Genomic DNA, 17,475 nt, shown 5'->3' with positions numbered 1-17,475 from the left:
CGCGACCGCGGCTTCGCCACCGAGCTCGCCTACGGCACGCTGCGCCTGCGCGGCCGGCTCGACGCGGCGCTCGCCCAGAGTCTCGACCGCCCCTTCCAGCGCCTCGAGCCCGTGGTGCGCAACCTGCTGCGGCTCGGCGCGTATCAGCTCCTGTGCCTGCCGAACGTGCCCGACGCCGCGGTCGTCGACGAGACCGTGAGCTTGGCGCGCAAGGTCGGCGTCGAGCGCGCGACCGGCTTCGCGAACGCGGTGCTGCGCGGGCTGGCGCGCAAGCGCGACGCGGGTGAGCTCGTCTATCCCGACTTCGCGACCGACCCGATCGGGCACGTGGAGACCTGGGGGTCACTGCCGCGCTGGCTGGCCGAGCGGCTGGTCGACCAGCTGGGCGCGAACGAGGCCCTGGCCTTCGCGCTGGCCTGCACCGAAGCCCCGCCGCGCACCGTGCGAGTCACTGCCCGCGCCGACCGCGACGCGGTCGCCCAGGCGCTCGGCGGCCGGCCCACGCGCTTCGCGCCGCGGGGAGTCACCAACGCCGCGCTCGACCCCGTGCGCGCCGAAGGCTTCGACCGCGGCGACTGGGTGGTGCAGGACGAAGCCTCTCAGCTCGTGCCGCTCCTGGTCGGCGCCGAGCCCAACGACACGGTGGTCGACTGCTGTGCGGCGCCCGGCACGAAGTCGGTGCAGCTCGCCGAGCAGGTCGGCCCGCGCGGCGAGGTGATCGCGCTCGAGCTCCACCGCAGCCGCATCGCGCTGATCCACGCCTCGGCGCGCAGGCTCGGGCTCTCCAACCTGCGGCCGCTCGAGCGCGACGTGTCGCAGGGCTTCGACCTGCAGGGCCAGCGCTGGTTCAAGCGCATCCTGGTCGACGCCCCGTGCTCGGGCCTGGGCACCCTGCGCCGCAACCCCGACGCGCGCTGGCGGGTGCGCCCCGACGACGTGGCGCGTGCCGCCGAGAGCGCGCACTCGATCCTCGCCTCGGCCGCGCGCTACGTCGAGGAAGGCGGCGTCCTCGTCTATAGTGTCTGCACCTTCACCGCCGAGGAGACGACCGGAGTGACTTCGCGCTTCCTCGAGTCGCACCCGGACTTCCGGGTCGACGACCCGCGCCCGTTCCTGCCCGAGCCGGCGCACGCGCTGGTGACTGCCGCGAACGCGCTCGCGACCTGGCCGCAGCGCGACGGCTGCGACGGCTTCTTCGCCGTGCGGCTGGTGCGGAAATGAAAGACAGTCCCTGGAAGCTCGCTCCCTCGATCCTGTCGGCGGACTTCGGCCGCCTGGCCGAGGAGGTGCGCGCCGCCGAGCAGGCCGGCGCCGACTGGCTGCACCTCGACGTGATGGACGGTCACTTCGTGCCCAACCTGACGATCGGCCCCGACATCGTGGCCGCGGTCGCCAAGCGCACGAGCCTCCCGGTCGACGTGCACCTCATGGTGCGCGAGCCCGACCACCTGCTCGACGCCTTCATCTCCGCCGGGGCCACGGCGCTGGGCGTGCACGTCGAGGCCTGCACGCACCTGCACCGCACGCTCAGCGAGATCCGGGCGCGCAAGGTGCGCGCGTGCGTCGTCTTGAACCCCGCGACCCCCGCCGAGTCGATCCGCCCCGTGCTGTCACTCGTCGACCAGGTGCTGGTCATGACCGTGAACCCGGGCTTCGGCGGCCAGGCCTTCATCCCCGAGACACTCCCGAAGATCCGCCAGATCCGCGGCTGGATCGACGAGCTGCGCAAGCCCATCGACCTGGTCGTCGACGGCGGCATCGGCCCCGACACGATCGAGAAGGTCGCCGCCTACGGCGCGCGCGTCTTCGTCATGGGCAACGCGTTCTTCAAGAGCCCCGACTACAAACGCTTCGCCGACGGCATCCGCAGCCAGCTCGCGTCCCTCTCGGGCCCTTAGCTCAGTGGTTAGAGCAGCCGGCTCATAACCGGCAGTGCCCAGGTTCGAATCCTGGAGGGCCCACGCCTTACTGGGCGTTCGTTCGCCTGCGGCTCACTGCGCGTGGCTGCGCCACTTGCGGGCCTCGCTCAGGGCGGCCTTCGCTCGGCCAGTTCGTGGCGGGTGTGTGCTCGAGAGTTAGGATGAGGTCGTGCCGAAGACCAGTGCCGGATTGCTGCTCTATCGAGTCACTCGCGCGGGCGGGCTCGAGGTGCTGCTCGTGCATCCGGGGGGGCCGCTGTTCGCGAAGAAGGATCTCGGGCATTGGACGGTGCCGAAGGGGGAGATCGACGCGGGCGAGGAGCTGCTCGCGGCGGCGCATCGGGAGCTCGCCGAGGAGACGGGGTTCACGGCGGCGGGGCCGGCGCTCGAGCTCGGCACCGTGAAGCAGAAGAACGGGAAGATCGTGCACGCGTGGGCGGTGCGCGGCGATGCGGATGTGACTCGGCTGGTGAGCAACGAGTTCGAGCTGGAGTGGCCGCCGAAGTCGGGGCGCGTGCGCTCGTTCCCCGAGGTCGACCGCGCGGAGTGGTTCGCGCTCGACGAGGCGCGGCGGCGCATCAAGGCGGCGCAGGAGCCGTTTCTCGACCGGCTGGCCGAGAAGATCGGCGCTTAGCCGCCGCGCAGCTGGACCGGCAGCGGGCGGTGCATGAAGCCCATGGTGGCGCCTTGCACGGGCGCCAGCGGGGCGGAGAGGCGCATGCGCGGGAAGCGCTCGAGCAGGGCCTGCAGGGCCACGCGCGCCTCGAGCCGCGCGAGATTGGCGCCCAGGCAGTAGTGCGGGCCCCAGCCGAAGCCCATGTGCGGGTTCGGCGTGCGCGCGAAGTCGATGCGCTCGGGTAACTCGAAGACGGCGGGATCGTGGTTGGCCGACACGATCGCCAGGAACACCGTCTGGCCCGGCTCGAGTGACTGGCCGCCGCGCACGTGGGCCACGCCGACCTTGCGCGCCATGGCGCGCGCCGGGCCGACCGCGCGCATGAGCTCGTCGATCGCCGTCTCCCAGCGCTCGGGGTGGGCGCGCAGCTCGTCGGCCAGCTCCGGCCGCTCGAGGAAGAGCGCGAGTGACTGGTTGATGAGGCTCGTGGTGGTCTCGTGGCCGCCGAACAGCAGGAGCGTGCAAGCGCCCACGAGCTCGAGCGGATCCAGTGACCCGGCGGGGCTGTGCACCAGCGCCGAGAGCACGTTGCCCGAGGGCTGCGCGCGCTCGCGCTCGATCAGCGCGCCGAAGAAGGCCGCGAACTCGCGCGTGGCCGAGACCAACGGCGCCTCGTCGACCTTGCCGGGCGCCAGCGAGAACACGATGTGCGCGAGGTCGTCCGACCAGCGCTGGAAGCGTGGACTGTCCTCCTGTGAGGCGCCGAGCAGCGAGGCGATGACTCGGGCCGGGATCGGCCTGGCGAACGCTTGCAGGAGCTCGACCGAGTCACTCTCGAAGCCGTCGATCGCGCGCTCCACGATCGCGCGCACGTCGGCCTCGAGAGCGGCGACGCGGCGCGGGGTGAATGCGGCGCGCACCGGCTCGCGCAGCCGCGCGTGCGCGGGGTCGTCGCGGAAGTTCATCCAGCCCGCGAGCAGCGCCACCACCTCGCGGAACGCCGGCGAGCGCCCCGCGGCGGCGCGGCCGAACACCTCGGCGCGGTCCGCGGACAGGCGCTCCACGTCGCGGAACGCCGCCTCGACCTCGGCGTGCGAGAGCACCACCCAGCCGCGCTGCGCAGCGCTCCACTGCACGTCGCCTGCGCGCTCGCGCGCCTGGGCGAAGTATTTCGCCGGCTCGCGCACGGAGTCTTGTGAGTCGAGGTCGACGCCGCGCGTCATAGCGTCGGCAAGCTCCGCGGCTGCCGCCCCAGCGGAAACGCGGCGTCGAGCTTCTCGAGCTCCGCGGGCGTGAGCGCCGGGATCGAGGCGTTCTCGGCCACGTGCTCCGGCTTCCCCGCCTTGGGAATGGCGAACAGCGCCGGCCGCCGCACCAGGAAGGCCAGCGCGACCTGCCGGGGAGTCACTCCATGCGCGGCTGCGATCTCGCCCAGGAGCTTGCCACCCGGGCTGCGCGGCGACGGGAAGCGGCCACTGCCGAAGGGGCTGTAGCCCACGAGCGCCACGCGCCGCGACTCACACCACGGCAGCACGGCATGCTCGATGCCGCGCTCCTCCAGGTGGTAGAGCACCTGGTTGCAGACCGGCCGGCCTGGCTTGGCCAGGGTGGCCAGCTCTTCCAGGTCGTCGACGTCGAAGTTGCTCACGCCCCAGGCGCCGATCTTGCCCTCGCGTTCGAGCTGCTCGAAGCCCGCGACCGTCTCGGCCAGCGGGTGACTGCCGCGCCAGTGCAGCAGATACACGTCGATCCGCTCCGTGCGCAGGCGGCGCAGCGACTGCTCGCAGGCCGCCACCGTGCCCTTCCGCGAGGCGTTCTGCGGCAGCACCTTCGACACCAGGAACACGCGCTCGCGCTGGCCCGCGATCACGGGCGCGATCAGCTCCTCCGAGCCCGTGTACAGCTCGGCCGTGTCGATGTGAGTCATGCCCAGCTCGAGCCCGCGCCGCAGCGCGGCGGCGGCGCCGCGGTCGCGACCCATCTGCCAGGTGCCCTGTCCGAGCGCCACCACCTCGCGGTCGAGCGGCCCGAAGCGCCGGGTGGGGTTCATGGCGCGAGCCTACTGGAAATCGGCCGCGCTTGCGGGCTGCCACTCGGCCGACGTGACGCGCCAGTGACCGTCCTCGTTGCGCAGCCGCAGGTCGAAGCGGTACAGGTCCGCGTGCACGCCGTGCAGCGCCGACGCGTCCGCGATCGGCGTGCCCGCCATCGCCACCAGCACCACGGTGTGCGCGGCCGCGCCCTCGACCTCGAGCTCGCTGACGCGCGTGAGCAGGTGGATCGAGCGGTTGCGCAGGAAGTGACCCGTGGCCAGCGCGAGCACGGCGCGCCGGTCGTTGCCTTCCGAGTCACGGTACGACTCCGAGAGGTGCGGCTGGATCAGGCCCGCGTCGCGCGCCTCGGCGGCGCGCTCGAGCTCGCCCAGCACGCGCCGCACCGCGGCTTCGGGAGTGTCTCCTGCGCTGCAGGCGGCCCAGAGGAGCAGGACTGCGCACGTCCATCGCTTCATGACCGATCGAATAGCATCTCCCGAGAGCGCGTGCGCTAACCTGCGCCGCATGCCCGCCTTCGAGCCGTTCCGCCGCGAGTTCGCCGACGACCCGTACCCGCACTACCGCGCGCTGCGCGACCAGGCCCCGGTGTACTTCGCGCCCGAGGCGAAGATCTGGTGTGTCTCGCGCTGGGAGGACGTGCAGGCCGTGCTGCGCGCCGACGACGTGTTCTCGTCGCGCGCCATGTTCACCATGATCATGAACGGGGGCATGGAGGGCACGCCGCCGCTCAGCTTCGAGTTCCTGCGCTTCGTGGGGGGCCTGTTCTTCGGCACGTGGATGAACCCGCTCACGTTCGCCTCGGCGCGCAACCTGATCGCCGAGGACGGCGCGCGTCACTCCGAGCTGCGCGGCATCGTGAACCGCGGCTTCACGCCGCGGCGCATCGCGGAGTGGGAGAAGCGCGCGCGGGAGATCGTCGACGCGGCGCTGGCGCGCATCGCCGGCGCGCGCCGCTTCGACCTGGTCGACTCGCTCTCCGTGCCCCTGCCGGTCACGATCATCGCCGAGATGCTCGGCATCGAGCCGGAGCGCCTGCCCGACTTCAAGCGCTGGTCCGACTCGATCATCCACTACTCGACCGGCAGCGGCCGAGTCACTCCGTTCGCGCCGGAGTTCATGCGCACCATGGTCGAGCTGATCAACTACTCGAAGAGCATGGCGCGCCGCCGGCGCGCGCGGCCCCAGGACGACGTGCTCTCGGTGATCGTCGCCCAGCAGGACGGGGCCATGGGTCTCTCCGACCGCGACGTGTTCCAGTTCGTGGCGCTCCTGCTCGTGGCGGGGAACGAGACCACGACCAACCTGATCGGGAACGCCGTGCACGCGCTGCTGCGGAACCCGGAGGCGTGCGCGCGGCTCGCGGCGGATCCGGGGCTCGCGCCGGCCGCGGTGGAGGAGGCCCTGCGCTGGGACGCGCCGATCCAGATGGTCTTCCGCAGCGCCACGCGCGACGTGGAGGTGGCGGGGGTGCGCATCCCGCAGGGCGACCGGGTGGCCGCGCTCTTGGGCTCGGCCAACCGCGACGAGCGCCGCTTCCCGGACCCCGACCGTTTCGACCTCGAGCGAGACACGAGCGGCCTGCTCTCGTTCGGCTTCGGCAAACACTTCTGCCTGGGGGCCTCGCTGGCGCGGCTTGAGGCGCGGGTGGCGCTCGAGGCGCTGGCGCCCCGCCTGCCCGGGCTGCGACTCACGGGCGAGCGGGAGCTCCTGGACTCGTTCCTGGTGCGGGGGCCGAAGCGGCTCGAGCTCGAGACGGCCCCCGGCTAGTCGCTTCCGGGCGCGAACGCGAGTATTCTCCCGCGCGTGGGGGACGGGACGCGCCCGGGGCGCGAGCTCGCGAGGCTATGGGTTCATCCGGCGGAGGCTGCCGCCGAGCCCGAGGTGCGCGCCGCGCTCGCCGCCTGCGGCCCGTCCGAGTGGGTCGCCGCCGAGAGCAGCGCCGAGCTGCGCGGCGCGTTCGAGCACGGCGACGCGGCGGCGCTCCTGCTCGACGTGTCACTCGCGGGTCACGGCGCGCTGGATTTGCTGCGCGACCAGCGCGCACGGGGAGTCACGACGCCGGCGCTGCTGATCGCCGACCTGGGCGACGGCGAGACCGCCGCGCGCGCGCGCGAGCTGGGCGGCTGCACCGTTCTGGCCCGCGAAGGACTCTCGGCGCTGGTGCTGGTGGCCGCGCTCGGCGAGCTCCTGCCGCGGCCGGCCGAGGCGACGCCCGCCGGCCCGGCGCGCCGCAGCGCCGCGCACGCGCCGGCCATGCTCTGGAAGTCCGACCCGCAGGGCGAGCTCACTCACTGCACGCGGCGCCTGCTCGAGTATCTCGGGCTCGACGAGTCAGCGGCGCTGGGCCGCGGCTGGCTCGCGGCGGTCCACCCCGACGACCACGGCGAGTGGCTCGCCGCGTGGGCCGACTGGCAGGACAGCCCGCGCGAGGACACGCTCGACGTGCGCATGCGCCGTGCCGACGGCGCGCAGCGCTGGCTGCGGCTCAGCGCGCTGCCGGGCTTCTCGCCGGAGGGCGCGCTCGACCACTTCGTGGGGGCGCTGGCCGAGATCGACGACCTGGTCGCCGAGCGCGAGGCCGCGCGCCACGAGCTGGCCCGGCAGGAGGCGCAGAACCGCGAGCTCGAGGAGCTGGCGCTCGCCGCCGCGCACGACCTGCAGGAGCCGCTGCGCGCGGTGGAGCGCGAGCTCGCCGATGCGCAGCGCGGCGGGTCCTCGGACCTGGCGCTCGCGGCGCGTCAGGTCGGCCGCATGCGCACCCTGCTGCGCGACCTGGTCGACTACACCGTGGCCACGCGCATCGGCGTGCGGCCCGAGCCGAGCGACCTGGCGCAGGCGCTCGAGTGGGCGCTGGAGAACCTGCGCCCCGCGCTCGCCGAGTCGGGCGCCGAGGTCAAGATCGAGACACTCTCGCGCGTGCTGGCCGACCCGATCCAGATCGCGCGCGTGTTCCAGAACCTGGTCGCGAACTCGCTGCGCTTCCGCGCGTCGTCGGCGCCGGTGATCGCCGTGGGCGCGACCGAGCGGGAGCACGACGCGCTGGTGTTCGTGCGCGACAACGGGCTGGGCCTCGCCGAGGACCACCACGAAGCGGTGTTCCGGGTGTTCGGTCGCGCCCACCCCGAGGTGCGCGAGGGCTCGGGCATGGGGCTCGCCATCTGCCGCCGCATCGTGGAGCGCCACGGCGGGCGCATCTGGGTCGAGTCACGCGCCGGCGAAGGCGCGACCTTCTACTTCACGTTGCCCAGGGTCTGATTGACTTCGTTCGCCTGCGGCTCACTGCGCGGCCCTGCGGGCCTTGCGGCCTCGCTCAGGACGGCCTTCGCTCGGCCTGCCCCGTTGATCAGATCGTCCCAAAGGTATCCGCGATGGCCGCGAGATTCTCTCGGACCCTTCCCGGCGCGATCCCCACGCCCGGCGGGTAGAGCAGCGGCTGCTCGGTCAGGCCGTGCCACTGGCGCAGGCGGTCGCGCGCCTCGTCGGGCCGGCCCGCGATCGCGATCTCGTCGACCAGCGCGTCGGGCACGGCCGCGGTCATCGCGGCGAAGTCACCCTTGCGGAAGGCCGCTGCGATCTCTTCGCCCACGCTGCGCCAGCCGTGCAGGTCGAGCACCGAGTGGTACAGCTTGGTCGTGTAGTAGAAGGCGATCTGCGCGCGCGCCTCGCGGCGCGCCTGCTCGACGTCGTTCGAGATCGAGCAGATCACGTAGGGCGCCAGCGCGCAGCGCGAGCCCGCGAGCTCGGGCAGCACCGCCTCGCGGATATATTTACGGGTGAAGATCGGGTGACCCACCAGGCCGTCCGCCGCGGCGGCGGCCGCGCGGATCATGCCGCGGTTCACGGCCGCGATGTACACCGGAATGTGTTGGCGCGGCGCGTTCGGGCGCGAGAACTGCGGAATGTCGATCTGGTAGAAGCGGCCCTCGAACTTGAGCCCGCCGCCCTTCTGCGCGCCCACCGCGGCGCGCACCAGCGCCACGGCCTCCTTGATGCGCGGCGCGGGCGGGTCGTCGAAGCGCACCGAATACCAGCGCTCGTTCATGGAGCGGGTGCCGCTGCCCAGGCCCAGGATCATGCGCCCGCCCGACAGCTCGTCGATGTCCATGGCCGCGGCTGCGGCCAGCATGGGCGTGCGCATGAAGGCGTAGGCGATGCCCGTCCCGAGCTTCACGCGGCTGGTGGCGGTCGCCACCGCGGCCAGGCGCACGAAGCCGTTCATGTTGAAGAACTCGATCGTCCACACCGAGTCGAAGCCCCGCGCCTCCGCGTGGCGCGCGGCGGCGACCTGGTCGGCGATCGTGGGTGCGGACAGGATGAGTCCCAGGCGCATGGCGCGATTAGAGCACAAGCGCGGGGAGCGCGGCTAAGATGGTGCGCCGATGCCGGTCACCCCGCGCGTGCGCCTCTTCCTTGCCGCGGCGCTGCTCGTCTCGTGCGCACGTCTCGGCGCCGCGCCCAAGGCCGCGCCGAGTGAGACGCCTCTGGCACGCGGGCCGAGCCTGGTGCTGCGCGGCGCCACCGTGCTCACCGCGGCCGGGCCCGCGCTCGAGCACGCAGACGTGTGGGTCGAGGACGGCCGCATCGCCGAGGTCGGCAAGGCAGTCACCGCGCCCTCGACCGTGAAGGTCATCGACGTGACCGGGCGCTTCATCACGCCCGGCATCATCGACCCGCACTCTCACCTGGGCGTGTACGCGCTGCCGAACGTGGCCACGAACGCCGACGGGAACGAGATGACGGGCCCCTTCAAGCCCGAGGTGCGGGCCGAAGACTCGTTCTGGCCGCAGGACCCCGCGATCGAGCGCGCGCTCGCCGGCGGAGTCACGACGATCCACGTGCTGCCCGGCTCGGCCAACCTGATCGGCGGCCAGGGAGTCACCCTGCGGCTCGTGCCCGGGCTCTCCGCGCGCGAGCTGCGCTTCCCCGGCGCGCCCACCAGCATGAAGATGGCCTGCGGCGAGAACCCGATGCGGGTCTACGGCGCGAAGGGCCAGGCCCCGCAGACGCGCATGGCCGAGGTCGCCATGCTGCGCCAGGAGCTCGAGAACGCGCGCGCCTACAAGCCCGAAGAGGGCAAGCCCCACGACTTCGCGAACGAAGCGCTGGCCGGCGTGCTCTCCGGCGAGACGCTGATCGAGAACCACTGCTACCGCGCCGACGAGATGCTGCTGCGGCTCGACGTGTTCCGCGAGTTCGGCATCGCGCCGCGCGCCTTCCACCACGCGGTCGAGGCCTACAAGATCCGCGACCGGCTGCGCGAGGCGGGCGTGGGCGCGGTGGTCTGGGCCGACTGGTGGGGCATCAAGCTCGAGCTGCTCGACGCGGTGCCCGCGAACGCCGCGCTGCTCGACGAGGCCGGAGTCACCGTGGCGCTGCACTCCGACTCACCCGACGAGATCCAGCGCCTGAACCAGGAGGCTGCGAAGGCGCGCGCGGCGGGGCTGCGCGCGGGGATCGCGGTGACTCGCGAGCAGGCGCTGCGCTGGATCACCGCCAACCCCGCCTGGGTGCTCGGCATCGAGTCACGCGTGGGCACGCTCGAGAAGGGCAAGGACGCCGATCTCGTGGTCTGGTCGGGCGATCCGTTCTCGGTCTACGCGCACGCCGAGCAAGTGTTCATCGCGGGCGCGCGCGTGTACGACCGCGCTCGGACCTCGCCGCCGCGCTCGGACTTCGAGCTGGGGCTCGAGCCCGCACCGTGAAGGCGCTGCTCGCCGCGCTCGCGCTCGTGAACGCGACCGTGCACACGGGCGACGGGCCGCCGCTCGAGCACGCCACGGTGGTGATCGACGGGCCCAAGATCGTGGCCGTGGGCACGGCGCTGACTCCGCCGGCCACGGCCGAGCGCATCGACGCCACGGGCAAGGTCGTGACTCCCGGGCTGTTCGCCGTGGCCTCGCGCCTGGGCGAGGTCGACGCCGAGGCCGAGCCGACCAGCGTCGAGGGCACGCTGGCCGAGAGCGCCGATCCCGTGCGCGCCGCGCTGCGCGTGGCCGACACCTACAACCCGGCCTCGTTCACGCTGCCGATCGCGCGCGCGGGCGGGATCAGCGAGGCGCTCGTGACTCCGGCCGGCGGGCTGATCGCCGGTCAGGCGGCGCTCGTGGGGCTGGGCGTGCACGACGGCGTGCGCCGGGCCTCGGCGGCGCTCGCGCTCTCGATCCCCGCGGCTTCGGGCGGTGAGGACGCGCAGAGCCCGCCGGGCGGCCGTTCCGCTGCGTTTCTCCGCCTGCGCCAGGTGCTGGCCGACACCAAGCTGTACCGGGCGAGTCACGGCCAGTTCCTCGACAACCGCCTGCGCGCGCTGTCGGTGTCTGCCGCGGACCTCGAGGTGCTCGAGCGCGCGATCGAGCACGACCTGCCGGTGCTGGTCCAGGTCGATCGCAGGGCCGAGATCCAGAGCGTGCTGGCGCTGGCGCACGACTACGACCTCCGGATCGCCGTGGTCGGGGGCGCCGAGGCCTGGCAGCTCGCGCCCGAGCTCGCGCGCGCGCACGTGCCGGTGGTGTTCGATCCGCTGCGCACGCTGCCCGACAGCTTCTCCGCCCTGCACGCGCGCCGCGACGCGGCGGCGCTGCTGCACGCCGCCGGCGTGCCGCTCGTGATCGCGGAGCTGTCGAGCCCGCACTTCGCGCACCGCCTGCGCTGGGCGGCCGGGAACGCGGTCGCGGAAGGCCTGCCCTACGACGCGGCGCTGGCGGCAGTGACTTCGGTGCCCGCCGAGCTGTTCGGCGAGCCGCGCAGCGGAGTGCTGCGCGCGGGCGCGCCCGCCACGCTGGTGCTCTGGAACGGCGACCCGCTCGACGTCACCACCTGGGCCGAGCGCATGTGGGTGCGCGGTGAGGAGGTCTCGCTCGAGACGCGCCAGGACCTGCTCACCGAACGCTACCGCCATGCGCGCTGAGATCGCGATCGTAGGCGCCGGGATCGGAGGACTCACCGCCGCCCTGTCACTCGCCGACGCGGGCTTCCCGGTGCGCGTGTTCGAGTCGGTGCCCGAGCTTTTGCCGCTGGGCGTCGGGATCAACCTCTTGCCGCACGCCGTGCGCGAGCTCGACGAGCTCGGCCTGCGCGCGCCGCTCGAGGCCGCGGGCGTCTGCTGCGGCGAGCTCGCCTACTACACCAAGCGCGGCCAGCGCATCTGGGCCGAGCCGCGGGGCCTGCGTGCGGGCTATCGCTGGCCGCAGATCTCGATCCACCGCGGACGCTTGCAGATGCAGCTGTTCGAGGCGGCGCGCGCGCGGCTCGGCGCCGAGCGGATCTGCCTGGGCGCGCACCTCGAGCGCTTCGAGGCCCTGCCGGGCGGCGTGCGCGCCGTGTTCGCCGACCGCGCGCGGCCCGGCGCGAGTCACACGGTCGAGGCGCGGCTGCTCGTGGCCGCCGACGGCATCCACTCGACCGTGCGCCGCGCGCTGCATCCCGGCGAGGGCGGGCCGCGCTGGAACGGCGCGGTCATGTGGCGCGGGGTGGCCGAGGCGCCGCCTTTCCTCGACGCAGTGACCATGATCATGGCGGGTCACGCCAGCCAGAAGTTCGTGGCCTATCCGATCGCGGCGCCGCGTGACTCGCGCCAGCTCCTGAACTTCGTGGCCGAGCTGCGCAGCGACTCGAGCGAGCTCGCCGAGCGCGAGGATTGGAGCAAGCCGGGCCGGCTCGATGACTTCCTGCCGCGCTTCGAGTCGTGGCGCTTCCCGTGGCTCGACGTGCCCGCGCTGGTGCGCGCCGCGGGCAGCGTGTGGGTGTATCCCATGGTCGACCGCGACCCGCTGCCGCGCTGGAGCTTCGGGCCGGTGACTCTGCTCGGCGACGCCGCGCACCCGATGTACCCGATCGGCTCGAACGGCGCGTCGCAGGCGGTGCTTGACGCGCGCGTGCTCACCGGCTGTCTGCGCCACTACGCCGGCGACCCCGAGCGCGGGCTCGCGCGCTACGACGAGATCCGGCGCGCCGCCACCGCGGAGATCGTGCTCGCCAACCGGCGCCAGGGCCCCGAGGCGGCCATGCAGCTGGTCGAGACGCGCGCGCCCGCCGGCTTCGCCCGCATCGGCGACGTGGTGGCCGAGGACGAGCTGCGCGCGATCGCCGACTCCTACAAGCGCCTCGCGGGCTTCTCGGTCGCCGAGCTGAACGCGCGCGAGTCACTCGCCGCGCCCACGGCGTGATGGAGTCACGACTGCCGCGCGCGGCGCTCTGGGCGGGTGCGGCGCTCGTGCTCGGCGCGTGGGCGCTGAGCTCGCTGTCGGTGCTCGACGACGACCCGTTCGTGATGGGCGAGGTCGCCCAGCACGTGGTCGCGGGCAAGCGCCTCTACGCGACCATCTGGGACAACAAGCCACCGCTGGCGATCCTGATCTACGCGCTGCCGCAGCTCGTGGCGAGCGGCAGCTATCTCGGCCTGCAGCTCACGGGCGGGCTGTGGGCGCTGGCGCAGGCCTGGCTGTGGCTCGCGCTGTGTCCCGGCGGCTCGCGGGTGGTGCGGGTCGGCGGTGCGGCGCTCCTGGCGTTGCTTCCCCTCTCGGACTTCCGCTTCGCCTGGCTCTCTTCGGAGGACGCGAGCAACGGCTTCGCTCTAGTGGCCCTGCTCGGTGCGTACCGCTCTTTCGACTCAGGGCGCATCGCGCCCCGCGACGCGCTGCTCATGGGCGCCGCGCTCGCGCTCGCCTTCCACGCACGACAGACGTCGGCCCTGCTCGGGCTGCCGTGCCTGGTGAGCCTCGCGCTGGCCGAGGAGTCACCTCGCCGCAAGCTCGAAGGCGCGGCGTGGCTCGCCGCGGGCGGGCTGGCCGCGTGGGCGGCGGTGATCGCGCTGGTGCTCGCCGTGGGTGACTTCCGCGGCTACGTGTACGCCGTCTTCGTGGCGCCCGGACGCTACGCGGGCCAGCCGCGCGGGCTGATCGAGCTGGTCTCGGAGTTTCGCAACAGCTGGAGCACGTTCGCGATCGCCGCGGCCGTCGGCTTCCTGCAGATCGTCCCGCGCGTGCGGCTGTTCGCCGCCGCGGTCGGCGCCGCGACCCTGCTCTCCGCCGTGGCGCCGATGCGCGCGCACTTCCACTACTGGGAGCAAGTGATTCCCGGTCTCGTGCTGCTGGCGCACATGGTCGCGCGCGAGCTCGCACCGACCCGGCGCGCGCTCTGGGCGCTGGCCATGCTGCCGGCGTTCGTGCTCGCGAACGTCGGCTGGACGCTCGCGAAGTGCGTGACCGACCGCAGCACGGCGCGCGCAGCGGCCGCCGCCCGGGCGATCGACTCACAAGCGCGCCCTGGCGACCACCTGTTCGTCGGTGGCAAGAATGCGGGCACGATCTACTTCTTCACCCGAACCGAGCCGGCAAACATGTACTTCTGGGAGTACTACCTGTACGGAGTGGCCGGTGTGCTGCCGACGCCGCTCGAGACGGTGCTGGCCCAGTACCGCGAGCACCCGCCAGAAATACTCGTGCTCGGTGACGACATGCTCGGCGCGGTGCGCGCCGCGCCCAGCGGCAGCGAGAACGTCGTGGTGAAGCTGATCCGGGACTGGTTCGCGCAGCGCGGCTACGACGCGGTCGAGCTCGCCGCCGCCGCGCCCTGGCACGTGTACCGCCTGGAGGGTCTCAGTCCCCCGCGCGAAACACCAAGAAGCGGCTCGTGAGGTAGTTGAACGCGGTGCCGGCGACCACGCCGCCGAGCGCCGCCACCTGGATCGGCAGCTCGGGCGCCTGGCGCACGAGCCACAGTGTGACTGCCCAGTTGATCGCCGCGCCGATCGAGCACGCGCCCATGAACCCGACCAGCTGCTTCCAGAGACTGCCACCGCGCGCGTCACTGAAGGTGAAGCGGCGGTTCAACGCGAAGTTCGACAGCATGGCCACCACGATCGACAACGCGACCGCAGCCGGCACGGACACCCCCAACGTCTCGAGCGCGGTGAGCACCAGCAGGTTCACGGCCAGGCCCGTCGCGCCCACGACCAGGAACTGCGCCAGGTGACTCCAGGCCCCGAACTTGAAGTTGTACAGCCGCCGCAGGTGCTTGAGATACAGGAGCTGCTCTTTCAGCGTGAGCTTGCTCTCGCCGAGCTCTCGGTCGGCGAAGTGGATCGGCACCTCGCCCACGTCGCGGAAGCCGCACTTCACGATCAGCTCGAGGCCGATCTTGTAGCCCACGGGCGACAGCTCGCGGGCGCGTGCGAGATCGGCCCGCCGGAACGCGAAGAAGCCCGACATCGGATCTTTCGCCGCAGTGAGCGGGCGGGCGAGCAGGGTCGCGACCCGGCTGTTCACCCAGCGCGCGAGCCCCCACTCGTCGTCGGTCGAGGCGCCGGGCACGTAGCGCGACCCGATCACGAAGTCTCGGCCCGCGCGCAGCGCCGCGATCATCTCGGGCAGCTTCTCCGGCGGATGACTCAGGTCGGCGTCCATCACCACCAGCACGTCGTTCTTGGCCAGCCGCAGGCCGTCGACCACCGCGGGCGAGAGTCCGCGGTTCTCGCGGCGCACGACGATCCTCGCCCAGGGCAGCCGCGAGCCCTCCACGGCCTCGACCGAGCCGTCCCGGCTGTCGTCGTCCATGACCAGCAGCTCGATGTCGAGCCCTGCCGAGCTGCGCACCGCACCCAGACGCCCGATCAGCAGCGGCAGGTTCAGCACCTCGCGATAGGTCGGGACCACGACCGAGACCGAGGGTCTCTCGGCGATGTCTTCGGGGGTCACAGGTGGGGTCCCAGGCTAGACGCGCAGGACGCCGTTGCGGACGAGTCGCTCGACATAGTCCGCAGAGTAGCCCAGTGACTCGAGGATCTCGCGCCCGTGCTCGCCCAGCTCGGGCGGGCGGCGCGCCGGGACCTTGGTCACCCCGTCGAGCTGGATCGGGCTGTCCACGGTGCGCAGCCCGGGCCGCACGCCTTCGACCGGGCGGAAGATCCCGTTGGCGGCGAGCTGCGGGTCGTTGGGCAGATCCTCGATGCGCTGGATGATGCCGAAGGTGACCTGGTGCCGGTCGAGCTCCTGGCGCCAGTGGTCGAGCGGCTGCGAGGAGAAGACCTGGTCGAGGATCTCGACCAGGGCACACGCGTTGGCGCGCCGCAGCGGCAGCTCCTTGAAGCGCGGGTCGCTGGCCAGCTCCGGCCGGCCGATCGCGCGCGTGAAGCGCTCCCACTCGACCGGCTCCTGCACCATGGCGAGATAGAGCCCGCGCCCGCACGAGCACAGGTAGTGATTCACCAACGCGTTGGCCGTGCCCGAGTGAGTGGGCGGCTTGTAGGGCTTGCCGCCGCACAGCGCCGCCTGGATCAGGATCGAGTTCGACCAGGCGCCGTTCGCGCACAAGGACGTGCGCACGCGCCGGCCCTTGCCGGTGCGCTCGCGGTCGAAGAGCGCCAGCGCGATCGCTCCGAACAGCGCCATGGCGCTGGGGTGGTCGCCCATGCCGGCGGTCGCCAGCCCGAACTCGGCGCCGTCGGGCCGCACCGCGTCCATCAGCCCCGAGCGCGCCCACCAGGCCGTGGCGTCGTAGCCGGGCTTCTCGACCTCGCTGCCCTGGTCACCGTAGCCGGTGGCGTGCGCGAAGATCAGCCGCGGGTTCTGCGGCGCGAGTGACTCCCAGTCCATGCCGAGCTTCTCGAGCACGGACGGGTGCAGGTTGGTGATGAACACGTCGGCGCGCCGCACGAGATCGTGGGCGATGTCGCGGCCTTCGGGCTTGCGCACGTCGAGCGCGATCGACTTCTTGCCGCGCGCGGTGAGGATCCAGCAGTAGTTCTCCTCGCACTCGGGCAGCGGCTTGAGCTGCGGCAGCATGCGGTACGGGTCGCCGGTCTGCGGGTGCTCGATGTGGATGACGTCGGCACCGAAATCGCCCAGCACCGTGCCCGCGGCGGGGCCGAACACGAACGTGGCCAGCTCGACGACTTTGAGCCCCTCGAGAAGCGCCCTTTCGCTCATGTCTGGATTGTACGCGACTACGAGTCGCTCCATTCGGCAGGGCTCGAGCCCAGCGGGGCCGCGGGGCGCGCGAAGCGGGCCGGGGTCTCGGAGAGCTCGGCGGCGTGGCGCACGGCGCGCAAGCGGCCGAAGGCGGAGTTCGAGTCCTCGAGCCGGTCTTGCACGTCGTCGAGCCCGGGGTCGGGCGAACGCAGGCCGTCGGCCACGCGGCCCAGGCCATACAGGAAGCGCCCGGTCTGGGCGAGTGACACGCGCACGTGCCAGCTTCCGCCCTCGCGCGCCTGGCGGGCGCGCGCCAGCAGGGCGGCCGCGGCCATGAGCTGGCCCGAGCCGTGGTCGAGCGCCTGGGCCGGCAGCTCCTTGGGGCCTTCGACCCCGGCGGCGGCGCCCTCGGCCTGGTTGAAGCCAGTGGCCGTCTGCACGAGTGAGTCGAAGCCGCGCCGGCCGGCCCACGGGCCGGCGTGCGAGTAGGCCGACAGCGAGACGTACACGATGCCCGGCCGGAGCCCCGCGGCGTCGGCCGGTCCGAAGCCGCGCGCCGCGATCGCGCCCGGGCGGTAGGCCTGCACGAGCACGTCGGCGCGGCGCAAGAGACGAGTCAGTGACTCGCGACCGTCCGCGGTCTCGAGGTCGGCATATGCCGAGCGCTTGCCGCGGCCGGTGTCGATCACGATCCAGGGGAAGAAGGGCAGGCCCGGCGAGGCGATGCGCAGCACGTCGGCGCCGTGCGCGGCCAAGGTGCGGCCGCACACCGGGCCGGCCACGACGCGCGTCAGGTCGAGCACGCGCAGGCCCGCGAGCGGGCGGTCCCCCGGCGGGAACGGGCGCGGGGCCGCGTCGCCGATGCGCTCGATCTCGAACGCGGGCAGCGCCGCCAGCGCGCGCCCCTGCGGGTGCGCGGCCCACTCCTCCGGGCTGCGCATCATCGCCGCCACCGCGCCGGCGCCCGCCGCGGCGGTCTCGAA

At 72.9% G+C, this 17,475-nt stretch carries 16 protein-coding genes and 1 tRNA gene; 10 read left to right on the top strand and 7 right to left on the bottom strand.

Annotated features, from left to right (window positions below; translation table 11 throughout):
- From VMR86_02810 to VMR86_02795, 4 genes are all read left to right on the top strand, one after another.
- On the top strand, positions 1-1,221 hold a 1,221-nt coding region (locus VMR86_02810), incomplete at its 5' end, for a transcription antitermination factor NusB (protein ID HTO05961.1).
- Entirely contained in the window at positions 1,218-1,898 is a 681-nt protein-coding gene (gene rpe / locus VMR86_02805) for a ribulose-phosphate 3-epimerase (protein ID HTO05960.1), read from the top strand. The genes VMR86_02810 and rpe, both read left to right, overlap by 4 nt.
- A tRNA-Ile gene (locus VMR86_02800) sits at positions 1,889-1,961 on the top strand. Before rpe ends, VMR86_02800 begins: the two co-directional genes overlap by 10 nt.
- A gap of 127 nt (positions 1,962-2,088) precedes the next feature.
- Positions 2,089-2,553: an NUDIX domain-containing protein gene (locus VMR86_02795; protein HTO05959.1), complete on the top strand. Its 465-nt coding sequence runs from the start codon at positions 2,089-2,091 to the stop codon at positions 2,551-2,553.
- Here VMR86_02795 and VMR86_02790 read toward each other — a convergent pair.
- Genes VMR86_02790 through VMR86_02780 form a run of 3 tightly spaced genes read right to left on the bottom strand, consistent with a single transcriptional unit; the run spans position 2,550 to position 5,044 of the window.
- Positions 2,550-3,758 (bottom strand): cytochrome P450, encoded by a 1,209-nt coding sequence (locus tag VMR86_02790; GenBank protein HTO05958.1) that lies wholly within the window; start codon positions 3,756-3,758, stop codon positions 2,550-2,552. The two genes, VMR86_02795 and VMR86_02790, sit on opposite strands and share 4 nt — an antisense overlap.
- A complete protein-coding gene (locus VMR86_02785; protein ID HTO05957.1) occupies positions 3,755-4,585 on the bottom strand; it encodes an aldo/keto reductase in 831 nt (276 codons plus the stop codon). Before VMR86_02785 ends, VMR86_02790 begins: the two co-directional genes overlap by 4 nt.
- A 9-nt stretch (positions 4,586-4,594) precedes the next feature.
- Entirely contained in the window at positions 4,595-5,044 is a 450-nt protein-coding gene (locus VMR86_02780) for a hypothetical protein (protein HTO05956.1), read from the bottom strand.
- A gap of 49 nt (positions 5,045-5,093) precedes the next feature.
- On the opposite strand from VMR86_02780, the gene VMR86_02775 reads away from it, so the two are divergent.
- A complete protein-coding gene (locus VMR86_02775; protein ID HTO05955.1) occupies positions 5,094-6,356 on the top strand; it encodes a cytochrome P450 in 1,263 nt (420 codons plus the stop codon).
- Positions 6,357-6,392: 36 nt separating this feature from the next.
- Positions 6,393-7,844, top strand: a complete 1,452-nt coding sequence (locus VMR86_02770; protein ID HTO05954.1) for an ATP-binding protein — start codon at positions 6,393-6,395, stop codon at positions 7,842-7,844.
- 88 nt (positions 7,845-7,932) lie between these two features.
- Here VMR86_02770 and VMR86_02765 read toward each other — a convergent pair whose 3' ends face one another.
- Positions 7,933-8,919: an LLM class flavin-dependent oxidoreductase gene (locus tag VMR86_02765; protein HTO05953.1), complete on the bottom strand. Its 987-nt coding sequence runs from the start codon at positions 8,917-8,919 to the stop codon at positions 7,933-7,935.
- A 49-nt stretch (positions 8,920-8,968) separates the two neighbouring features.
- On the opposite strand from VMR86_02765, the gene VMR86_02760 reads away from it, so the two are divergent.
- Genes VMR86_02760 through VMR86_02745 form a run of 4 tightly spaced genes read left to right on the top strand, consistent with a single transcriptional unit; the run spans position 8,969 to position 14,220 of the window.
- The gene (locus VMR86_02760) at positions 8,969-10,291 is read left to right on the top strand and encodes an amidohydrolase family protein (protein ID HTO05952.1); all 1,323 of its coding nucleotides are present in this window, start codon (positions 8,969-8,971) and stop codon (positions 10,289-10,291) included.
- Positions 10,288-11,493 carry an amidohydrolase family protein gene (locus VMR86_02755; GenBank protein ID HTO05951.1) on the top strand — a complete coding sequence of 402 codons (1,206 nt, stop codon included), beginning with the start codon at positions 10,288-10,290 and terminating at the stop codon, positions 11,491-11,493. The genes VMR86_02760 and VMR86_02755 overlap by 4 nt, the downstream gene beginning before the upstream one ends.
- On the top strand, positions 11,483-12,751 hold the full coding sequence (locus VMR86_02750; protein HTO05950.1) for a flavin-dependent oxidoreductase: 1,269 nt from the start codon (positions 11,483-11,485) through the stop codon (positions 12,749-12,751). The genes VMR86_02755 and VMR86_02750 overlap by 11 nt, the downstream gene beginning before the upstream one ends.
- Entirely contained in the window at positions 12,751-14,220 is a 1,470-nt protein-coding gene (locus tag VMR86_02745) for a hypothetical protein (GenBank protein ID HTO05949.1), read from the top strand. Before VMR86_02750 ends, VMR86_02745 begins: the two co-directional genes overlap by 1 nt.
- Here VMR86_02745 and VMR86_02740 read toward each other — a convergent pair.
- The 3 genes from VMR86_02740 to VMR86_02730 all read right to left on the bottom strand — a co-directional run.
- Entirely contained in the window at positions 14,183-15,280 is a 1,098-nt protein-coding gene (locus VMR86_02740) for a glycosyltransferase family 2 protein (protein HTO05948.1), read from the bottom strand. The genes VMR86_02745 and VMR86_02740 overlap by 38 nt on opposite strands.
- Before the next feature lie 15 nt (positions 15,281-15,295).
- The gene (locus VMR86_02735) at positions 15,296-16,510 is read right to left on the bottom strand and encodes a CaiB/BaiF CoA-transferase family protein (protein HTO05947.1); all 1,215 of its coding nucleotides are present in this window, start codon (positions 16,508-16,510) and stop codon (positions 15,296-15,298) included.
- A 17-nt stretch (positions 16,511-16,527) separates the two neighbouring features.
- On the bottom strand, positions 16,528-17,475 hold a 948-nt coding region (locus VMR86_02730; protein HTO05946.1), incomplete at its 5' end, for a CoA transferase.

Source organism: Myxococcota bacterium, assembly GCA_035498015.1.
Taxonomy (GTDB): Bacteria; Myxococcota_A; UBA9160; order SZUA-336; family SZUA-336; genus VGRW01.
The sequence above is the reverse complement of the archived record's forward strand: the minus strand, read 5'-3'. Positions and strand labels throughout refer to the sequence as shown.

Coding starts and splice junctions, on each gene's coding strand:
- rpe (HTO05960.1), top strand. CDS start 1,218: ATGAAAGACAGTCCCTGGAAGCTCGCTCCCTCGATCCTGTCGGCGGAC.
- VMR86_02790 (HTO05958.1), bottom strand. CDS start 3,758: ATGACGCGCGGCGTCGACCTCGACTCACAAGACTCCGTGCGCGAGCCG.
- VMR86_02785 (HTO05957.1), bottom strand. CDS start 4,585: ATGAACCCCACCCGGCGCTTCGGGCCGCTCGACCGCGAGGTGGTGGCG.
- VMR86_02780 (HTO05956.1), bottom strand. CDS start 5,044: ATGAAGCGATGGACGTGCGCAGTCCTGCTCCTCTGGGCCGCCTGCAGC.
- VMR86_02775 (HTO05955.1), top strand. CDS start 5,094: ATGCCCGCCTTCGAGCCGTTCCGCCGCGAGTTCGCCGACGACCCGTAC.
- VMR86_02765 (HTO05953.1), bottom strand. CDS start 8,919: ATGCGCCTGGGACTCATCCTGTCCGCACCCACGATCGCCGACCAGGTC.
- VMR86_02760 (HTO05952.1), top strand. CDS start 8,969: ATGCCGGTCACCCCGCGCGTGCGCCTCTTCCTTGCCGCGGCGCTGCTC.
- VMR86_02750 (HTO05950.1), top strand. CDS start 11,483: ATGCGCGCTGAGATCGCGATCGTAGGCGCCGGGATCGGAGGACTCACC.
- VMR86_02745 (HTO05949.1), top strand. CDS start 12,751: ATGGAGTCACGACTGCCGCGCGCGGCGCTCTGGGCGGGTGCGGCGCTC.
- VMR86_02735 (HTO05947.1), bottom strand. CDS start 16,510: ATGAGCGAAAGGGCGCTTCTCGAGGGGCTCAAAGTCGTCGAGCTGGCC.